Source organism: Pseudomonas sp. FSL L8-0168, assembly GCF_037976155.1.
Classification (GTDB): domain Bacteria; phylum Pseudomonadota; class Gammaproteobacteria; order Pseudomonadales; family Pseudomonadaceae; genus Aquipseudomonas; species Aquipseudomonas paracarnis.
The window spans coordinates 1876800-1893671 of record NZ_CP150262.1 but is presented as its reverse complement, the minus strand read 5'-3'; the positions used below and the strand labels follow the sequence as shown (position 1 = coordinate 1893671).

Sequence of the window (16872 nt, the reverse complement as noted above, 5' to 3'; positions counted from 1 at the left end):
ACATAACAGTGAGGTCGATCCATCGGCCTTGTGTGCCCACCCTGCAGCCTTTATGTGACTGTGCAGACCCCGCGGTACGTTGCCTGACGTAGCGTGAACGAGGGTTACTCATGATCGGGGGCGGTAGGGCGGATGGCGTTTTATCATAGGTGCTACTGATGTTTAAAAAAGTAAACACTGCCCTGCTGGGGCTGGCTTTGTCGATGGGGATCACGTCCGTTCACGCGGAAGAGGCAAAGAAAGTCGATGTGCTGCTGATCGGCGGCGGCATCATGAGTGCAACCCTGGGTGTCTGGCTCAATGAGCTGGAACCGGATTGGTCGATGGAGATGGTCGAGCGCCTCGATGGCGTGGCCGAAGAAAGCTCCAACGGCTGGAACAACGCCGGTACCGGTCACTCGGCCCTGGCTGAGCTGAACTACACCCCGGAAGACAAGAACGGCAACGTTGAGATCCCGAAAGCGGTCGAGATCAACGAAGCGTTCCAGATCTCCCGTCAGTTCTGGTCCTGGCAGGTTCAGCAGGGCGTGTTGAAGAACCCGCGTTCGTTCATCAACTCCACTCCGCACATGAGTTTTGTGTGGGGCGATGACAACATCAAGTTCCTGAAAAAGCGCTACGAAGCCCTGAAGGCCAGCCCGCTGTTCGCTGGCATGCAGTACTCCGAAGACCCGGCGCAAATCGCCAAGTGGGTTCCGTTGATGATGGAAGGGCGTGATCCCAACCAGAAAATCGCGGCCACCTGGAGCCCGATCGGTACCGACGTAAACTTCGGCGAGATCACCCGCCAGTTCGTCGCTCACCTGCAAACCACGCCGAAGTTTGACTTGAAGCTGTCGAGCGAAGTGCAGGACATCACCCGCAACGACGACGGTTCGTGGCGTGTGAGCTACAAAAACCTCAAAGACGGCACCAAGACTGAAACCGACGCCAAGTTCGTGTTCATCGGCGCCGGCGGCGGTGCCCTGCACTTGCTGCAGAAGTCGGGCATTCCTGAAGCCAAGGAATACGCAGGCTTCCCGGTGGGTGGTTCGTTCCTGGTGACCGAGAACCCGACCATCGCCGAGCAGCACCTGGCCAAGGCCTACGGCAAGGCTTCGGTAGGTTCGCCACCGATGTCGGTTCCGCACCTGGACACCCGTGTGCTGGATGGCAAGCGCGTGATTCTGTTTGGCCCATTCGCGACCTTCTCGACCAAGTTCCTGAAGGAAGGCTCGTACCTGGACCTGCTGACCAGCACCACCACCCACAACATCTGGCCGATGACCAAAGTCGGTATTCGTGAATACCCACTGGTCGAGTACCTCGCCGGCCAACTGATGCTGTCTGATGATGACCGCTTCAAGGCGCTGCAAGAGTACTTCCCGAACGCCAAGCAGTCCGACTGGCGCCTGTGGCAAGCCGGCCAGCGCGTGCAGATCATCAAGCGTGATGAAGAGCAAGGCGGCGTGCTGAAGCTGGGTACCGAAGTGGTCAGCTCTGCCGACAACACCATCGCAGGCCTGCTGGGTGCATCGCCAGGCGCGTCCACCGCGGCTCCGATCATGCTGACCGTGCTGCAAAAGGTGTTCAAGGACAAAGTAGCCAGCCCGGCCTGGCAGGAAAAACTGCACCAGATCGTGCCAAGCTACGGCACCAAGCTGAACGACAGCCCTGAAGCTGTTGCCAAGGAATGGGCCTACACTGCCGGTGTGCTGCAACTGACACCACCGCCAGCGATCCCGCAACTGGCTGCTCCACAGGCTACCGAGGCTGCCAAGCCTGCGGCTGAGCCAAGCAAGCCGGCGTCTGATCTGGCGCTGTAAGCAACACCCACGAAAAAGCCCGCTGAACCGGTGACGGTCAGCGGGCTTTTTTGTGCGCTAACGATCAGGCGCGCGGCGGGTGTCGCTCCACCGGAGGCAGCTCAACCGTACGCTCGGCCGCTGCCAGCGCCGCCTTCAAGCCCGCTTGGTTAAGGGGTACGCAATACGCCGGTTTAGCCCGCTCGAATCGCCAGCTTTCATCCAGCCCTCCAGCATCCACGGCATCGAAACCCATTTGGTCGAGTAACGTCATCACTTGCGCCTTTGCCGTCGCGTCATCTGCTGCCACTGGCAATGCGCGGCGTTCAGGCGCGCCGTGCGGGCGGGCATCCTGCGTCAGGTCTGGGGCGAAGATCGCATTAAATACTTTTACCACATGTGATTGCGGCAAATGGTCAGCCAGCAATCGGCTGGTGGTGGTTTCAAAACGGTCCAGTGTCGGGATATGCCCATCACGATCGGGGTAGTAATTGTTGGCGTCCATCACTGTCTTGCCCTCCAGCCATTGGGCGGGGACGCTGCGGTAGTGCTCCAGGGGGATCGCCACCAGTACCAGGTCACCAAACCTGGCGGCGTCATCTGCGCTGCCCACTTGCACACCGAGTATGCCGCTCACCACGCTGCTCATGGTGTGTGGGCCGCGGGAATTGCTCAGCATCACGTTATGTCCGGCGGCAAGCGCCAGTTGCGCCACGGCACGCCCGATAAAACCTGCTCCAATCACGCCAATCTTCATGTGCTTGCTCCAGTGGAAGTAGGAAGTGGCTATGATGATTAGCAACCATAACGTGATAAATCGTCATTTTGATGTGGGTGTTATTACTGGGAGTGGGGAATGATGGATCGCCTGTCAAGCATGAACGCCTTCGTGATAGCCGCTGAATTAGGCTCCTATGCGAGGGCCGCCGAACGCTTGGGCATGTCGCCGCAGATGGTGGCCAAGCATGTCACCGCGTTGGAACAACGCCTGGGCGCGCGATTGCTCAACCGCACAACCCGTCGACAAAGCCTGACTGAACTGGGAGGGGAGTATTACGAGCGCTGCAAACATATCCTGACGGAAGCCGAGGCCGCCGACGCCCTGGCACAGGTCATGAACGACACGCCGCGTGGCAAGCTGAAAGTCACCGCCCCGGTGACCTTTGGCTCCTACAGCCTGATGCCGTTGATCACTGGGTTTTTACGTGAAAACCCACAGGTAGAAGTCGATTTGCACCTGACGGATCGTTTCGTCGACTTGGTGGAGGAGGGCTACGACGCCGCGTTTCGCATTGGTCCGTTGGGCACGAGCGGCCTCACAGCGAGACCTTTGGCACCGTATCGGTTGGTGGCCTGCGCTGCACCGGCTTATCTGATGGCGCGAGGCACACCGCAGAAGCCGGCAGATCTTGAGCGTCATGAGTGCCTGGGGTACGCCTTTTCAGCGCGTCCGGCGGATCGAGAGTGGGTGTTCTTCCAGGGCACGGTTTCCTACAAGGTACGAGTGGCCAGTCGTTTGCTCATCAATGAAAGCCGGGCATTGATGTCGGCGGCATTGGATGGTTTTGGCATTGTGCTCGGCCCGCAAGACTTTCTGCGAACGGCGTTGGCGAGTGGCGAGTTGGTGCGGGTGTTGCCGGAGTTTGAGGCTCCGAGCCGGTCGATGCATTTGGTCTACACCGCAAACCGCCAGCGTACCGCCAAGTTGCGCTGCTTTGTCGAGACTGTGCTGGGACGTTTTGGTCCGGTATGAAGGAGCACCACCGTGGCGGTCGCCGGGAGGCACGCTAAAGATCTACAGGTTCAGCCATCTGACAGACATCTCCTGTTAAAAATAACCCAGGCCCAAGCAGGGCCCGGCTGCAACAAAGGAAGGACTTCTTTCTGATGCAGGTGTTGGGCGTGCGCGCCCGAGGGTTTTGTATGTTGCTACGTTATGCAGCATTGGCCGCCATGGTGGTCGCGGCTTCCGGGTGTGTGCAAGAGCGTGTTGTGCATGAGCGCAGGCCGATGCAACACGAGTACGTGGATGTGGTGGCGCCGCAACCGCCGCCGGTGCAGGTGATTGAAGTCGAGCCGGCGGTGCGCGAAGGTTATATCTGGTCACGCGGTTACTGGCGCTGGGAAGGTGGGCGCTATGTGGCAGTGCACGGCCATTGGGAACCGGTGCGCCAGGGGTATCGTTATGTACACCCGCATTGGGTGCAGCGTAATGATGGCTACCACTGGCAGATCGGCGGTTGGGTTCGCTAGCCCAACTTCCTCTCCCTCTGTAGGCGCGAGCTTGCTCGCTCCTACAAAAAAGCCGCTCTAACCGAGCCGTTTCATCCCTGCTGCCTTGGCTGCGTGCAGATCAAACGTGGCGGTGTACTCGCAACCGGCCGCATGGCCACAGCGTTCGATCAGGCAGTCGGCAAAGTCCGCTTTGCTTGCGGTGAACTTGCGCAGGGCCTGCCAGATGATATCGGCGTGCTCGACGGTCAGTTCCCGTGTGTGCAACAAGGTCTCCAGTACCGTTACCACATCGCTTTTGGCCGACTGGTAGCAGGACTGCAACACCCACACCAGTTCCGTAAGCGTCACCAGGCTGACAAAACCTGGTGAGGCGGCGGTGAGCGATTCGATCAGTTGGGACGCCTTGGCGGATTGAACCGGGTCATCCTGGGTCACATAACGCACCAGCACATTGGTATCCAGGCCGATCATCCAGCGCTTGCTCCCTGGGCCGCGATGGCGCGGTTCATGTCTTCGATAGACACGGCATGGGCGGGCTTGCGGATCAAACCCTTGAGGTCCTTGACGGTTTTGCTGGCGGCAATCATGGAAAACTTGCCGTCTTCCATTTCCACGAATTCCACCCGGTCGCCTGTTTCCAGGCCCAGGGCTGTCCTGACCTGAACAGGGATGGTGATTTGCCCTTTTGAAGTGAGTGTGGCGGTGGCCATAGTGAAGATCTCCATCGTGATATTCCTTACCTTAGGGTAAGGAATGACGGAGGACAATATCCGTTGGTCCATAGGTCGCTCGCTGAGGTGAATGAGTTGGAATAGTAAAACCCTAGTCCGAACTCTTGTTCCTCACACGCGTTGCTATGTCCCAAACGAATACAAACTATGACCGACCGCCGCTGGCTTACTGCACCACGCGATAGCACGGCACATACGCCGCGCCGCCCGGCAGTTTCATGCGGTGCTGGGCCACGAACGCCTTCAATAATTCATCCAACGGTTTCATGATCGCCGGGTCGCCGTGGATCTCATACGGGCCGTTCTCCTCGATCAGGCGAATACCCTTGTCCTTGACGTTACCCGCCACGATCCCCGAGAACGCCCGGCGCAGGTTGGCCGCCAATTCATGGGGCGGCAGTGCGTGGCTCAGTTGCAGGCTGGCCATGTTTTCGTGGGTGGGGTCGAACGGGCGCTGGAAGCCTTCGTCGATCTTCAGCAGCCAGTTGAAATGGAACGCGTCGTTACGCTCGCGGCGGAATTGCTTCACCGCCTTGAGGCCGGTGGTCATCTGGCGGGCCACTTCGGCCGGGTCGTCGATGATGATCTGGTAATGCTTCTGCGCCGCTTCGCCCAGGGTGGCACCGACGAACGCGTGCAATTGTTCCAGGTAAGGCGCGGCATGTTTGGGCCCGGTAAGCACCACCGGGAACGGCAGGTCGCGGTTGTCCGGGTGCATGAGGATGCCCAGCAGGTACAGGAACTCCTCGGCCGTACCGGCGCCGCCGGGGAAGATGATGATGCCGTGGCCGACACGCACGAAGGCTTCCAGGCGTTTTTCGATGTCCGGCAAAATCACCAGCTCGTTGACGATGGGGTTCGGCGCTTCGGCGGCGATGATGCCTGGCTCGGTCAAGCCCAGGTAACGGCCATTGGTGATGCGTTGCTTGGCGTGGGAAATGGTCGCGCCCTTCATTGGGCCTTTCATCACGCCTGGGCCGCAACCGGTGCACACGTCGAGGCTGCGCAGACCCAGTTCGTGCCCGACTTTCTTGGTGTATTTGTATTCTTCGGTGTTGATCGAATGGCCGCCCCAGCACACCACGATCTTGGGCTCCACACCCGGGCGCAGCGTACGGGCGTTGCGCAGCAGGTGGAACACGTAGTCGGTGATGCCTTGGGAGTTGCTCAGGTCGATACGCTGGCTGTCCAGCTCGTTCTCGGTGTAGACGATGTCACGCAGGGCGCTGAACAGCATCTCGCGGGTGCTGGCGATCATCTCGCCATCGACAAAGGCATCGGCCGGGGCGTTGAGCAGTTCCAGGCGTACGCCGCGGTCTTGCTGGTGAATACGCACTTCAAAGTCTTTGTAGGCGTCGAGGATGGTCTTGGCGTTGTCGATATGCGCGCCGGTGTTGAGAATCGCGAGGGCGCATTGGCGGAACAGGGTGTAGATGCTGCCGGTACCGGCTTCGCTCAGTTGCTGCACTTCACGTTGGGACAGGGTTTCGAGGCTGCCCTTGGGGCTGACGGAGGCATTGATGACTTGACGTTGGGGCATTCTGATTCCTTGAAAGCACAGCCACCGCGCCCGTTTGGGGGCGATGGCTTGAGAAGGGTGAGCGCCAATTAAGGTCGCACGAGACGGTTATTTACCTCAGGCGCAAGGCCTAGCGCAAATGCCGTCCAACACCATCATGCCGCAGAACTTACTGAATCAGCTTCCAGTTTTTGTAGAAAACCCGACGCAGGGTAAAGACCAGGCCGGCAAACCCTGCGATCACGGCGTTGAGCACCGAGGGCAGCAGGGTCGGGCGCACAATATCAATAAACAGGCAGTAGCGTTTGGCGTCGTTTTTGTTGAAGGAGGCGTGCATCAGCGTGTCATCGAAGATAAACAGCGGGTCGTCGTGCCAGTAGTGCTTGTGCTTACCCACCTGGATATACACGCCCTCATGGTGCGGTGCCGGCGCCATGTTGTAGAGCACACGGAACATCATGCGCAGAGGGCCGAAGTGGAAAGACGTCGAGCGGTTCTCGTTGAACACCGAGACGCCGATGGTTTTCACGAACGGCAGTTTTTTGCGCAGCTGCGGGATATCCAGGGTGGTTTCGATCGGGCGGCCGTACCACTGGAAGAACAACATGCCGCGTTTCTTCTCGGCCATGCGTTCGTCCAGGTAGCTGATGATTTCATCCTTGCGGGCCATGGCGTCGTCGATCACCTGTTGCAGGTCTTCGCGCCAGGCCGGCGGCAGGTCTTGCAGGGTATAGACATGCCGGTTGCGGCTGCTCAGCAGGTCGAGCAGGGTGTTGAACGGTGCCAGCACCCAGGTATTACGACCGTTGCCGATAAAATACTTCTTGATGGTGTCGCGGTCGTACAGGCCGTTACGCAGGAAGTCATAAACGCCGCAGCACACCACCAACAGCAGAAACACCAGGCAACTGCGCGGGAAACAATAGATCAACAGCAGAACGCCGAGCGCCCACGCCAGGGACACCAGCTTTTTGCCGACAGCATTTTTGCTCATGAAACGAGGCTCCAAAGCCGAAATATATTGAAACAATATCGTCATCATAGGGCTTTCTGACACCGGCAGGCGTTTTTAAATAGGGCGAAATTGTGAAGCCACTGCACAATTTGTAACCGTTACCGTGCAGGCTCCGACGTTTTGTGGATTGAATTTTGAGAACAGAAGATTTGCGACTATCGTGACGCTTCGGTTTTTCAGGCGTCATAGACCGGTACGATTGAAGTTGAATGGCCACTATTGGCCTTCGGCACCTTGGAAGAGGCAGAAATTTTTATGATCATCAAACCGCGGGTTCGTGGCTTTATCTGTGTGACCGCTCACCCTGTTGGCTGTGAAGCGAACGTCAAAGAGCAGATCGACTACGTAACCAAAAACGGCGTCATCGAGGGCGGCCCTAAAAAGGTACTGGTCCTCGGTGCCTCCACCGGCTACGGCCTGGCCGCGCGCATCAGTGCTGCGTTTGGCTGCGGCGCCGACACCCTGGGCGTGTTTTTTGAGAAAGAAGGCGAAGAAGGCAAGCTGAGCTCCGCCGGCTGGTACAACAGCGCGGCGTTCGAGAAGTTTGCTGTGGAAAAAGGCCTGTACGCCAAGAGCATCAACGGCGACGCGTTCTCCGACGAAATCAAGCGCCTGACCATCGAAACCATCAAGAAAGACCTGGGCAAGATCGACCTGGTGGTCTACAGCCTGGCCGCCCCACGCCGTACCGACCCGCAAGGCGTGGTGCACAACTCCACCCTCAAGCCAATCGGCAAGGCCGTGACCCTGCGCGGTATCAACACCGACAAGGGCGTGGTGGTCGACACCACGCTTGAGCCTGCGACCCAGGAAGAAATCGACGGTACCGTGAAGGTCATGGGCGGCGAAGACTGGCAGCTGTGGATCGACGCCCTGCGTGACGCCGATGTATTGGCCGAAGGCGCCAAGACCACCGCGTTCACCTACCTGGGTGAGAAGCTGACCCAGGACATCTACTGGAACGGCTCCATCGGCGAAGCCAAGAAAGACCTGGACAAGAAAGTCCTGACCCTGCGCGAAAACCTCGCTGCGCTCAAGGGCGACGCCCGTGTGTCGGTGCTCAAGGCCGTGGTTACCCAGGCCAGCTCGGCAATCCCGATCATGCCGCTGTACCTGTCGCTGCTGTTCAAGGTGATGAAAGAGCAGGGCACCCACGAAGGCTGCATCGAGCAGGTCTACGGCCTGTTCAAGGACAGCTTGTACGGCAGCCAGCCGAAACTCGACGCCGATGGCCGCCTGCGTGCCGACCTGGCCGAGCTGGAACCGAAGGTCCAGGACGCCGTGGCCGCGCTGTGGAACCAGGTGACCGACGACAACGTCAACGAGATCAGCGATTTTGCCGGTTACAAGGCTGAGTTCCTGCGCTTGTTCGGCTTTGAGGTCGACGGCGTGGATTACGACGCGGATGTGAACCCGACCGTCAAAATCAACGGGCTGATTCAAGCTTAAAACCCGGTCAATAAGGTGGGAGCTGGCTTGCTCTGATGTCAGTCAGTTAACGCAAATCCCCTGTGGGAGCGGGCTTGCCCGCGAAGGCGGTGCGTCAGTCGCGGCATCTGTGACTGCACGACCGCTTTCGCAGGCAAGCCAGCTCCCACATGTGATCTTCGTTGCTTTGAGCATTGCGTTCGCTCAACTTGGCTGTGCCTACTCCCTCTTTCTTTTCAGCCCCTTCTTACGCCTCCCTCTTTTAGATCTGTCAGACTCCAGCAGCTATCAAGCCACGCTAACGGAGGATCTGATGACGATTCGTGCAGTAGTTTTTGATTTCGGCGGTGTCCTGTTCGACTGGAGCCCGCAGCATTTGTACCGCAAGCTGATTGCCAACGACGTCGAGCGCCAGTGGTTCCTCGACACCATCTGCACCCAGGACTGGAACACCGAGCAAGATGCCGGTCGCTCCCTGGCTGAAGCCACCCGCACCCTGGTTGCCCAATACCCCGAACACAAGACCCTGATCCAGGCTTATTACGAGCGCTGGCCCGAAATGCTGCGTGCTGAATTACCCGAGGGCGTGGCGATTCTCGAAGCGTTGCACCAGGTTGAGATGCCGCTGTTCGGGCTTACCAACTGGTCGGCTGAAACCTTCCCTTACGCCCGGGCCAACTACCCGTTCCTGAAGCGTTTTCGCGACATCTTGGTGTCTGGCGAGGTGAAGCTGATCAAGCCTGACCCGGCGATCTACCACGCCAGCCTCAGTCAGGTGCGTGAACACCTGCCAGACATCCAGGCCAGTGAAGTGGTGTTTATCGACGACGTCGCCGGCAATATCGAGGCCGCCATCGCATTGGGCTGGCAGGGCATTCACCATGTATCGGCCGAGCGCACCGCCGCGCGTTTGCGCGAGTTGGGCGTGGCGTTCTAGCGCGCCCATTTCTCCATTACAAAGTCGACGAACGCCCGCAGCTTGGGCAGGCGGTAGCGGTCTTGGCGATACATCAGGTGCATGGGGCGGCTGGGCAGTTTATAGGTGGTCAGCAAGGCCACCAGCTTGCCGCTCTCCAGGTCCGGTTGCACCAGGGCATCGGCCAGCATAATGATGCCCATGCCGTTGATGGCGGCCTGACGCAAGCCTTGGGAGCTGTTGATGGTCAATGAACCAGACACCGGCACCTGCACCTCACCTTCATCGCCGGTCATGCGCCAGAGTTTATCGGTGTCGCGCCAGTTGTCGTTCGCGGGGTAGGCGAATGCCAGGCAGTCATGCTGCTGCAGGTCATCCGGGGTGTGCGGTGTGCCGCGTCGCGCCAGGTAGGCAGGGGAGGCGCAAAGGGTGAGGGTATAGGCCTGCAGAGGCCGGGCGATCAGGCTGGAGCTTTCCAGTTCGCCGAGACGGATCGCCACGTCAAAACCGCTGTCGACGAGATCCATGCGCTCATTGCTCAGCACCACGTACAGGTCGATAAGGGGGTAGCGCTGGGAAAACTCACTCAAGGCCGGCACCAGGCGTTCGGTGCCGAACACCGGGGGGGCGGTGATGCGCAGGCTGCCTTTGGGGGCTTCGCTGTGGACCTGCTCGGCCAGTAGCTCCGAGTCGGCCACCAGCCCCAGCACTTCCAGGCAGCGCTGATAATACTGCCCGCCAAATTCGGTGAGGTTCTGTTTGCGCGTGGTGCGTTTGAGCAAGCTGACGCCAAGCCGTTGTTCCAGCGCTCGCAGATGGTTGCCCACCATGGTGGTCGAAATCCCGCATTCCTGCGCGGCGGCGGTCATGCTGCCGGTCTCGACGACTTTCACGTACACCGACATTGCCTGGAACAGATCCATTATCAAGCCCTGGTTTAAAGTTATTGCAGTAATTCTGCGTTTATCCAGCGAGGGTGGTTAACCATACTTGATCCACCCCAACGATGCACTGGAGCCGCCACCATGACCGCCGCCTGCCTGATGAGCACTTATCAACCCCTGGCCCTGAGCTTCACCCGCGGCCTTGGCACGCGCCTGTGGGACCAACAGGGCCGCGAATACCTGGACGCCGTGGCCGGCGTGGCGGTGACCAATGTTGGTCATTCCCACCCCAGGTTAGTGGCGGCCATCAGCGAACAGGCCGGCTTGCTGCTGCACACCTCCAACCTCTACAGCATCGACTGGCAACAACAATTGGCCCGGCGCCTGGCCCAACTGTCCGGGCTGGACCGCGCGTTCTTCAACAATTCCGGCGCCGAGGCCAACGAGACGGCGCTGAAGCTGGCGCGTTTGCATGGCTGGAAAAAAGGCATCGAACAGCCGTTGGTGGTCGTGATGGAGAACGCCTTCCACGGCCGCACGCTAGGCACCATGGCCGCCAGCGACGGGCCGTCGGTGCGCCTGGGGTTCCAGCGTCTGCCCGGCGATTTCATCAAGATTGGGTTTGGCGACATGGCGGCCCTGGAGGCGGTCACCGCGCAGTTCGGTACACGCATCGCGGCGGTACTGCTTGAACCGATCCAGGGTGAAAGTGGCGTGTTGGTGGCGCCGGCGGGCTACCTCAAAGCCCTGCGCGAGCACTGTACGCGCCACGGCTGGCTGATGATGCTCGACGAAATCCAGACCGGCATCGGGCGCACCGGCACCTGGTTTGCCTTCCAGCACGAAGGCATCGTGCCGGACGTGATGACCCTGGCCAAAGGCCTCGGTAATGGCGTGCCCATCGGCGCTTGTCTTGCCCGCGCCGCTGTCGCTGAACTGTTCACCCCAGGCAGCCATGGCAGTACCTTTGGCGGTAACCCGCTGGCGTGCCGTGTGGGGTGTACGGTACTGGAGATTATCCAGGAGCAAGGCTTGCTGGAAAACGCCGCACGCCAGGGCGAACACTTGCTGGCGCGTTTACGCATGGAGTTGGAGGACCATCCGCAGGTGCGGGCGATTCGTGGCAAGGGCTTGATGATCGGCATTGAACTGGCCAGCCCTTACCGCGACCTGGCCCAACGGGCGGCGCAGGAGCACGGGCTGTTGATCAACGTCACGCGGGGCAAGATCATTCGGCTGTTGCCGCCGCTGACGTTGCAAGGCAAGGAAGTAGAAATGATCGTGCGAGCCATCACCCGCCTATTGGACTGAAAAAGTGCGGAAGGGGGCGATGCTCGTTCCCACGCTCTGCGTGGTAACGCCTCCTGTGACGCTCTGCGTCACGCCTTAAGAGCGGACGCGGAGCGTCCAGGGCAGCGTTACCACGCGGAGCGTGGGAACGATCAGAGGGAGGGGCCATTCAGCCATTCCTGGTTCATGGTCTCCGTATCGCCCAAGTATTCCAGCAACCACGCCATGGCTGGCGACAGCTTGTTCTGCGCCCACGCCACACACGACGGGCTGGCCGGAAATGGCCGGCTCAACTGCAGCGCGACCAAGTCCCCGCGCTCGATCCATGGCAATACCTGATGGGCCGGTGCCATCCCTACACACAGGCCATCGCGCAGGCAATCCAGAGCCGACGCCCAGTTGGGCACCACCAGGCGGCGCTGGTTATCCAGGGTCCAGGTGTCGCGCTTGGGCAGGTTGCGTGAGGTGTCGGTCATGCACAGCGAGGCAAAGGGGCGCAGTTGGTCATCACTGAGTAAACCTTCCACCGCAGCTAAGGGGTGCCGGGCGCTGACCACGCACAGCCAGTTCAACAGGCCCATGTCGCGGAAGCTGAAGTGGCTGGCCACCGGCACCGCGCTGGTGGCGCCGATCACGATGTCGGTGCGTTCATCCGCCAGCGCATCCCACACGCCGTTGTACACCTCGTATTCGAGCAGCAATTCCACTTCGGGAAACTGCCGATAGAAGTCGAGCACCAACTGCCGGCAGCGCTGGGGTTTGACGATGGAGTCCACGGCCACCTTCAACTGGCCGCTCCAACCATTGGCCACCTGTTGGCACAGGCGCCGGGTGCCGAGCATTTTTTTCATCACGCCGCGGGCTTCGTCGATAAACAAACGGCCGGCGGGGGTCAGTTCTACGTCGCGATGCCGCCGCACAAACAGCGGCACGGCCAGCCATTCTTCAAGCTGGCGCACGGTGTAGCTGATGGCCGACGGTACGCGGTGCAGTTCCTGGGCGGCGGCGCTGAAGCTGCCGTGACGGGCAACGGCGTCGACCACATCCAGGGAATATTCCGACCACATGAGCGCTGCCTTCAAAATTATTGATGAGAGTGTCCAATTATTATCGCTTCACACAGATATTGTCAGCTTCATAATGGGCGCCAGTCAGCAAATAGTTTGATGGCAGTATCTACAAGGCTTCGATGAAAAATTCTTTTGGTTTTACCTGGTATCTGGCGGGGCTGAGCATGCTCGGTTATCTGGCCATGGACATGTACTTGCCGGCGTTTGGCGCCATGGGCGAGCAGTTGAACATTGGTGCTGGCGCGGTGGGCGCCAGCTTGAGTATTTTCCTTGCCGGCTTTGCGCTGGGGCAGTTGCTGTGGGGGCCGCTCTCGGACCGCCTGGGGCGCAAACCGATTCTGATCGCGGGCCTGAGCCTGTTTGTGCTCGGTTGCCTGGGCATGTTCTGGGTTCAGAGCGCGCCGCAACTGCTGGCCCTGCGCTTTATGCAGGCGATTGGCGTGTGTGCCGCCGCCGTCAGTTGGCAGGCCTTGGTGATTGATCGCTACCCGGCCGACAAGGCTCATCGCGTCTTCGCCAGCATCATGCCGTTGATGTCGCTGTCTCCGGCCCTGGCTCCGCTGCTGGGTGCCATGGTGCTGAATCACTTTGGTTGGCAGGCGATCTTCGGCGTGTTGCTGGTGGTGTCGTTGTTGCTGTTGTTGCCGACCTTGTTCCTGCGCAATGTGCCCAAGCGTTCGGAGCACAAGGGCAGCCCGGTGCGCCTGGGCTATGGGCAATTGCTCACCTCGCGGGTGTTTACCGGCAATGTAATGATCTTCGCCGCCTGTTCGGCCAGCTTCTTCGCTTGGCTGACCGCCTCGCCGTTCATCCTCGGTGGCATGGGCTACAGCCCGAATGACATCGGCCTCAGCTACGTACTGCCGACCCTGGCGTTTCTCGTTGGCGGCTACAGTTGCCGCAGCGCCTTGCAGCGCCTGCCGGGTAAAACCCTGCTGCCGTGGTTGCTGGTCGCCTATTGCTTGAGCATGGTGGCGTTGTACCTGGTGGCCACCTTGAGTGTGCCGACCCTGACTACCTTATTGATCCCGTTCTGCCTGATGGCGCTGTGCAACGGCGCCAGCTACCCGATTGTGGTGGCAAATGCGCTGATGCCCTTTGCGGAAAATTCCGGCAAGGCGGCGGCCCTGCAAAACACCCTGCAGTTGGGCCTGTGCTTCCTGGCCAGCCTGTTGGTGTCGTCGATGATCGAGCAACCGCTGTTGATCACGGTGATTGTGATGCTGGCGACCGCGCCGCTGGCGGTGTTGGGGTATTGGTTGGCACGGCCGAAGGGCAATTCTTCCGAACTGGCCAACGCCTGAGCTGACAATACGATCAAAGTGTGGGAGCTGGCTTGCCTGCGATAGCGGTGTATCAGTGCCAGATGGGCTAACTGACAGACCGCTATCGCAGGCAAGCCAGGTCCCACATTGTTTTGCGTTTCTTCAGTTAGAACGTCACTTCCATGTTCAGCGTCGGCGTTGAGGTGCGGCTGCCACGCCCACCGTCCACGCCGAATTTGTTATGCCAGTACTCATACCCCACCCCCAGGTACAAGTTCGGCTTGACGCTTTTACCCGGTCGCACCGCCACCATCAGCGCCGTACGCATCAGCGCTTCCGGTGCGGTATCGCGGCCATGGTAGTCCTCGCCTTTTTCCCCGACGTAGTTAATGAACCCCTGGAATTTCGCCGCATGGTTGCCCACCTCGAACGGTCGCATCCAGGTCAGGTTGAGCATGTAGGTAGCGTCGAAGGTGTGGTTCGACTCTTGCGCGCCGGGAATGCCGGTGTGGTTCTTTTCCTTGTAGTACATCAGGCTCAGGTCCAGCACGCCGACAGTGTTGAACTTCAACGTAGGGCCAATCACCAGGGCGCGCTTCTTGGCGGAAGCGAAGTTGTTGTTGCGGTTGGCGTCGAAGCCCAGGGTCAGCGCGTAATCCCTGATCAGCCCCGTGCCCGGCGGCAAGTCGAACACGCGTGAGGCATACAGCTGATGCCGGTACACGGCGTACACCTCGCTGCCCCCGTGGTCGGTGCCTTTGCGCGGGTCGCTGCTGTCGGACAGGAATACGTCGAGGTTGAGGAAGTTGCTGCCGTAACGGTAGCCGCTGGCGTGGGTAAAACTGTAGATGCGCTTGCTGAAGTCGTCGGGGTTGTTCGGGTTGGTGAAGTGCTGCCCGTAGCGAAACCCGACGCTGTTGTTCATCCATTCCACCGCAACGGCCTCCCCGCCGCCGAGAAGGGTCAATGCGACGGTGGCGCCCTGTAGTGCCTTTTTCATTCTTTTTGTCCTTTAGCGTTCTGGCTCGTGACGGCCGGATTGTTTTTGTAACGCCGTTGGAGGGTATCTTGTTCGATTGATTGTATACAACTCTATGGACATAGAGTCTTAACATTGCATACAGTGAGCGCACAACAAAAACAGAGAACCCCTCACCATGACTATCCCGAAGGCGTCACCGCAGCGGCCCGAAGATGAAAATCTGGGCGTCGCCGCCAACATGGCTTACGGCCTGCAGCATGTGCTCACCATGTATGGCGGTATCGTCGCCGTGCCGTTGATCGTCGGCCAGGCAGCCGGGTTGTCGCCGGCGGATATCGGCTTGCTGATCGCTGCATCGCTGTTTGCCGGTGGCCTGGCCACGCTGCTGCAAACCCTGGGCCTGCCGTTTTTCGGCTGTCAGTTGCCGCTGGTGCAGGGCGTGTCGTTCGCGGGTGTGGCGACCATGGTGGCGATTGTCGGCAGCGACGGTGCCGGTGGTGTGCCAGCGATACTCGGGGCGGTGATGGCCGCATCCTTTATCGGTTTGTTGATCACCCCGGTGTTCTCAAGGATCACCAAGTTTTTTCCACCGCTGGTGACGGGCATTGTGATTACCACCATCGGCCTGACCCTGATGCCCGTAGCGGCGCGCTGGGCCATGGGTGGCAACAGCCGGGCGGCGGATTTTGGCAGCATGTCTAACATCGGCCTGGCCGCGCTGACTCTGGTGCTGGTGCTGCTACTGAGCAAGATCGGCAGCGCAACCATCTCTCGCTTGTCGATCCTGCTGGCCATGGTGATCGGCACGGTGATCGCGGTGCTGCTTGGCATGGCGGACTTCTCTGGTGTCATGCAGGGGCCGATGTTCGGTTTCCCCACGCCATTTCACTTCGGCATGCCCACCTTCCATGTGGCGGCGATTATTTCCATGTGCATCGTGGTGATGGTGACGCTGGTGGAAACGTCAGCGGATATCCTGGCGGTGGGCGAGATCATCGACACCAAAGTGGACTCCAAGCGCCTGGGCAACGGCCTGCGCGCCGACATGCTGTCGAGCATGTTCGCGCCGATCTTCGGTTCGTTTACCCAGAGCGCGTTCGCCCAGAACGTCGGCCTGGTGGCGGTGACCGGGGTCAAGAGTCGGTTTGTGGTGGCCACTGGCGGGGTATTCCTAGTGGTGCTCGGCCTGCTGCCATTCATGGGCCGGGTGATCGCGGCCGTGCCCACCTCCGTGTTGGGCGGCGCCGGGATTGTATTGTTCGGCACGGTGGCGGCCAGCGGGATTCGCACGCTGTCCAAGGTGGATTACCGCAACAACATGAACCTGATCATCGTCGCCACATCCATCGGCTTCGGCATGATCCCCATCGCCGCGCCCAGCTTCTACGATCAGTTTCCAAGCTGGTTCGCGACCATCTTCCATTCGGGCATCAGCTCGTCGGCAATCATGGCGATATTGCTGAACCTGGCATTCAACCACTTCACCGCCGGCAACTCGGACCAGCAGTCAGTGTTTGTGGCGGGGACTGAGCGCAGCTTGTGCTTTCGCGACGTGGCCGCGTTGCGCGATGGCGATTACTACCGGGGTGGGAAGTTGTTTGATGCCGAGGGCAAGGAAATTCCCCTGGTAGCGGATACCTTGAGGAAAGCATCCAAGGCTGAGACCAGCGAGGTTTAACGAGCGACCCGTGTACCCTGTGGGAGCTGGCTTGCCTGCGATAGCGATGGTGAATTCACCGGTGCTATCGCAGGC

16 protein-coding genes are annotated in these 16872 nt (G+C 59.8%); 8 read left to right on the top strand and 8 right to left on the bottom strand.

The annotated features are described in order from the left end of the window. The first annotated feature begins 158 nt into the window (after positions 1–158). Positions 159–1805 carry a malate dehydrogenase (quinone) gene (mqo, locus tag MHH62_RS08080; RefSeq protein WP_014717590.1) on the top strand — a complete coding sequence of 549 codons (1647 nt, stop codon included), beginning with the start codon at positions 159–161 and terminating at the stop codon, positions 1803–1805. 64 nt (positions 1806–1869) lie between these two features. Here mqo and MHH62_RS08075 read toward each other — a convergent pair whose 3' ends face one another. Then, positions 1870–2541, bottom strand: coding sequence for an NADPH-dependent F420 reductase (locus MHH62_RS08075; RefSeq protein ID WP_019820669.1), 672 nt, complete (start codon positions 2539–2541; stop codon positions 1870–1872). Between the two features lie 99 nt (positions 2542–2640). Here MHH62_RS08075 and MHH62_RS08070 point away from each other — a divergent pair, with 99 nt between their 5' ends. Beyond that, positions 2641–3537, top strand: coding sequence for a LysR family transcriptional regulator (locus MHH62_RS08070; RefSeq protein WP_032902655.1), 897 nt, complete (start codon positions 2641–2643; stop codon positions 3535–3537). A gap of 170 nt (positions 3538–3707) precedes the next feature. Then, positions 3708–4037 (top strand): YXWGXW repeat-containing protein, encoded by a 330-nt coding sequence (locus MHH62_RS08065; RefSeq protein ID WP_108538540.1) that lies wholly within the window; start codon positions 3708–3710, stop codon positions 4035–4037. A 57-nt stretch (positions 4038–4094) separates the two neighbouring features. Here the strand turns inward: MHH62_RS08065 and MHH62_RS08060 are convergent, their stop codons facing one another. The 4 genes from MHH62_RS08060 to MHH62_RS08045 form a co-directional block, all read right to left on the bottom strand. Further along, on the bottom strand, positions 4095–4490 hold the full coding sequence (locus tag MHH62_RS08060; RefSeq protein WP_014717594.1) for a type II toxin-antitoxin system VapC family toxin: 396 nt from the start codon (positions 4488–4490) through the stop codon (positions 4095–4097). Then, complete coding sequence (locus MHH62_RS08055; RefSeq protein ID WP_014717595.1) at positions 4487–4744, bottom strand: AbrB/MazE/SpoVT family DNA-binding domain-containing protein; 258 nt, start codon at positions 4742–4744, stop codon at positions 4487–4489. The genes MHH62_RS08060 and MHH62_RS08055 overlap by 4 nt, the downstream gene beginning before the upstream one ends. Before the next feature lie 172 nt (positions 4745–4916). Then, positions 4917–6290: a nucleotide 5'-monophosphate nucleosidase PpnN gene (gene ppnN / locus MHH62_RS08050; RefSeq protein ID WP_014717596.1), complete on the bottom strand. Its 1374-nt coding sequence runs from the start codon at positions 6288–6290 to the stop codon at positions 4917–4919. Positions 6291–6438: 148 nt separating this feature from the next. Beyond that, positions 6439–7263, bottom strand: a complete 825-nt coding sequence (locus MHH62_RS08045; RefSeq protein WP_019820661.1) for an aspartyl/asparaginyl beta-hydroxylase domain-containing protein — start codon at positions 7261–7263, stop codon at positions 6439–6441. Between the two features lie 276 nt (positions 7264–7539). Between MHH62_RS08045 and fabV the strand changes: the two genes are divergently transcribed. Together fabV and MHH62_RS08035 are read left to right on the top strand one after the other, a co-directional pair. Then, a complete protein-coding gene (fabV, locus tag MHH62_RS08040) occupies positions 7540–8733 on the top strand; it encodes an enoyl-ACP reductase FabV (RefSeq protein ID WP_003189732.1) in 1194 nt (397 codons plus the stop codon). Between the two features lie 292 nt (positions 8734–9025). Continuing rightward, the gene (locus MHH62_RS08035) at positions 9026–9649 is read left to right on the top strand and encodes an HAD family phosphatase (RefSeq protein WP_339232803.1); all 624 of its coding nucleotides are present in this window, start codon (positions 9026–9028) and stop codon (positions 9647–9649) included. Here the strand turns inward: MHH62_RS08035 and MHH62_RS08030 are convergent. After that, positions 9646–10551: a LysR family transcriptional regulator gene (locus MHH62_RS08030; protein WP_014717600.1), complete on the bottom strand. Its 906-nt coding sequence runs from the start codon at positions 10549–10551 to the stop codon at positions 9646–9648. The genes MHH62_RS08035 and MHH62_RS08030 overlap by 4 nt on opposite strands. A 102-nt stretch (positions 10552–10653) precedes the next feature. On the opposite strand from MHH62_RS08030, the gene MHH62_RS08025 reads away from it, so the two are divergent. Then, entirely contained in the window at positions 10654–11823 is a 1170-nt protein-coding gene (locus MHH62_RS08025; protein ID WP_339232802.1) for an aspartate aminotransferase family protein, read from the top strand. A 131-nt stretch (positions 11824–11954) separates the two neighbouring features. On the opposite strand, the gene punR is transcribed toward MHH62_RS08025, so the two are convergent. After that, positions 11955–12869, bottom strand: coding sequence for a DNA-binding transcriptional activator PunR (punR, locus tag MHH62_RS08020; RefSeq protein WP_020301687.1), 915 nt, complete (start codon positions 12867–12869; stop codon positions 11955–11957). Positions 12870–12991: 122 nt separating this feature from the next. On the opposite strand from punR, the gene punC reads away from it, so the two are divergent. Beyond that, positions 12992–14176, top strand: a complete 1185-nt coding sequence (punC, locus tag MHH62_RS08015; RefSeq protein ID WP_014717603.1) for a purine nucleoside transporter PunC — start codon at positions 12992–12994, stop codon at positions 14174–14176. Positions 14177–14303: 127 nt separating this feature from the next. On the opposite strand, the gene MHH62_RS08010 is transcribed toward punC, so the two are convergent. After that, a complete protein-coding gene (locus MHH62_RS08010) occupies positions 14304–15137 on the bottom strand; it encodes a hypothetical protein (protein WP_038449494.1) in 834 nt (277 codons plus the stop codon). Between the two features lie 157 nt (positions 15138–15294). Between MHH62_RS08010 and MHH62_RS08005 the strand changes: the two genes are divergently transcribed. Beyond that, on the top strand, positions 15295–16797 hold the full coding sequence (locus MHH62_RS08005; protein WP_014717605.1) for a nucleobase:cation symporter-2 family protein: 1503 nt from the start codon (positions 15295–15297) through the stop codon (positions 16795–16797). The last annotated feature ends 75 nt before the right edge of the window (positions 16798–16872 follow it).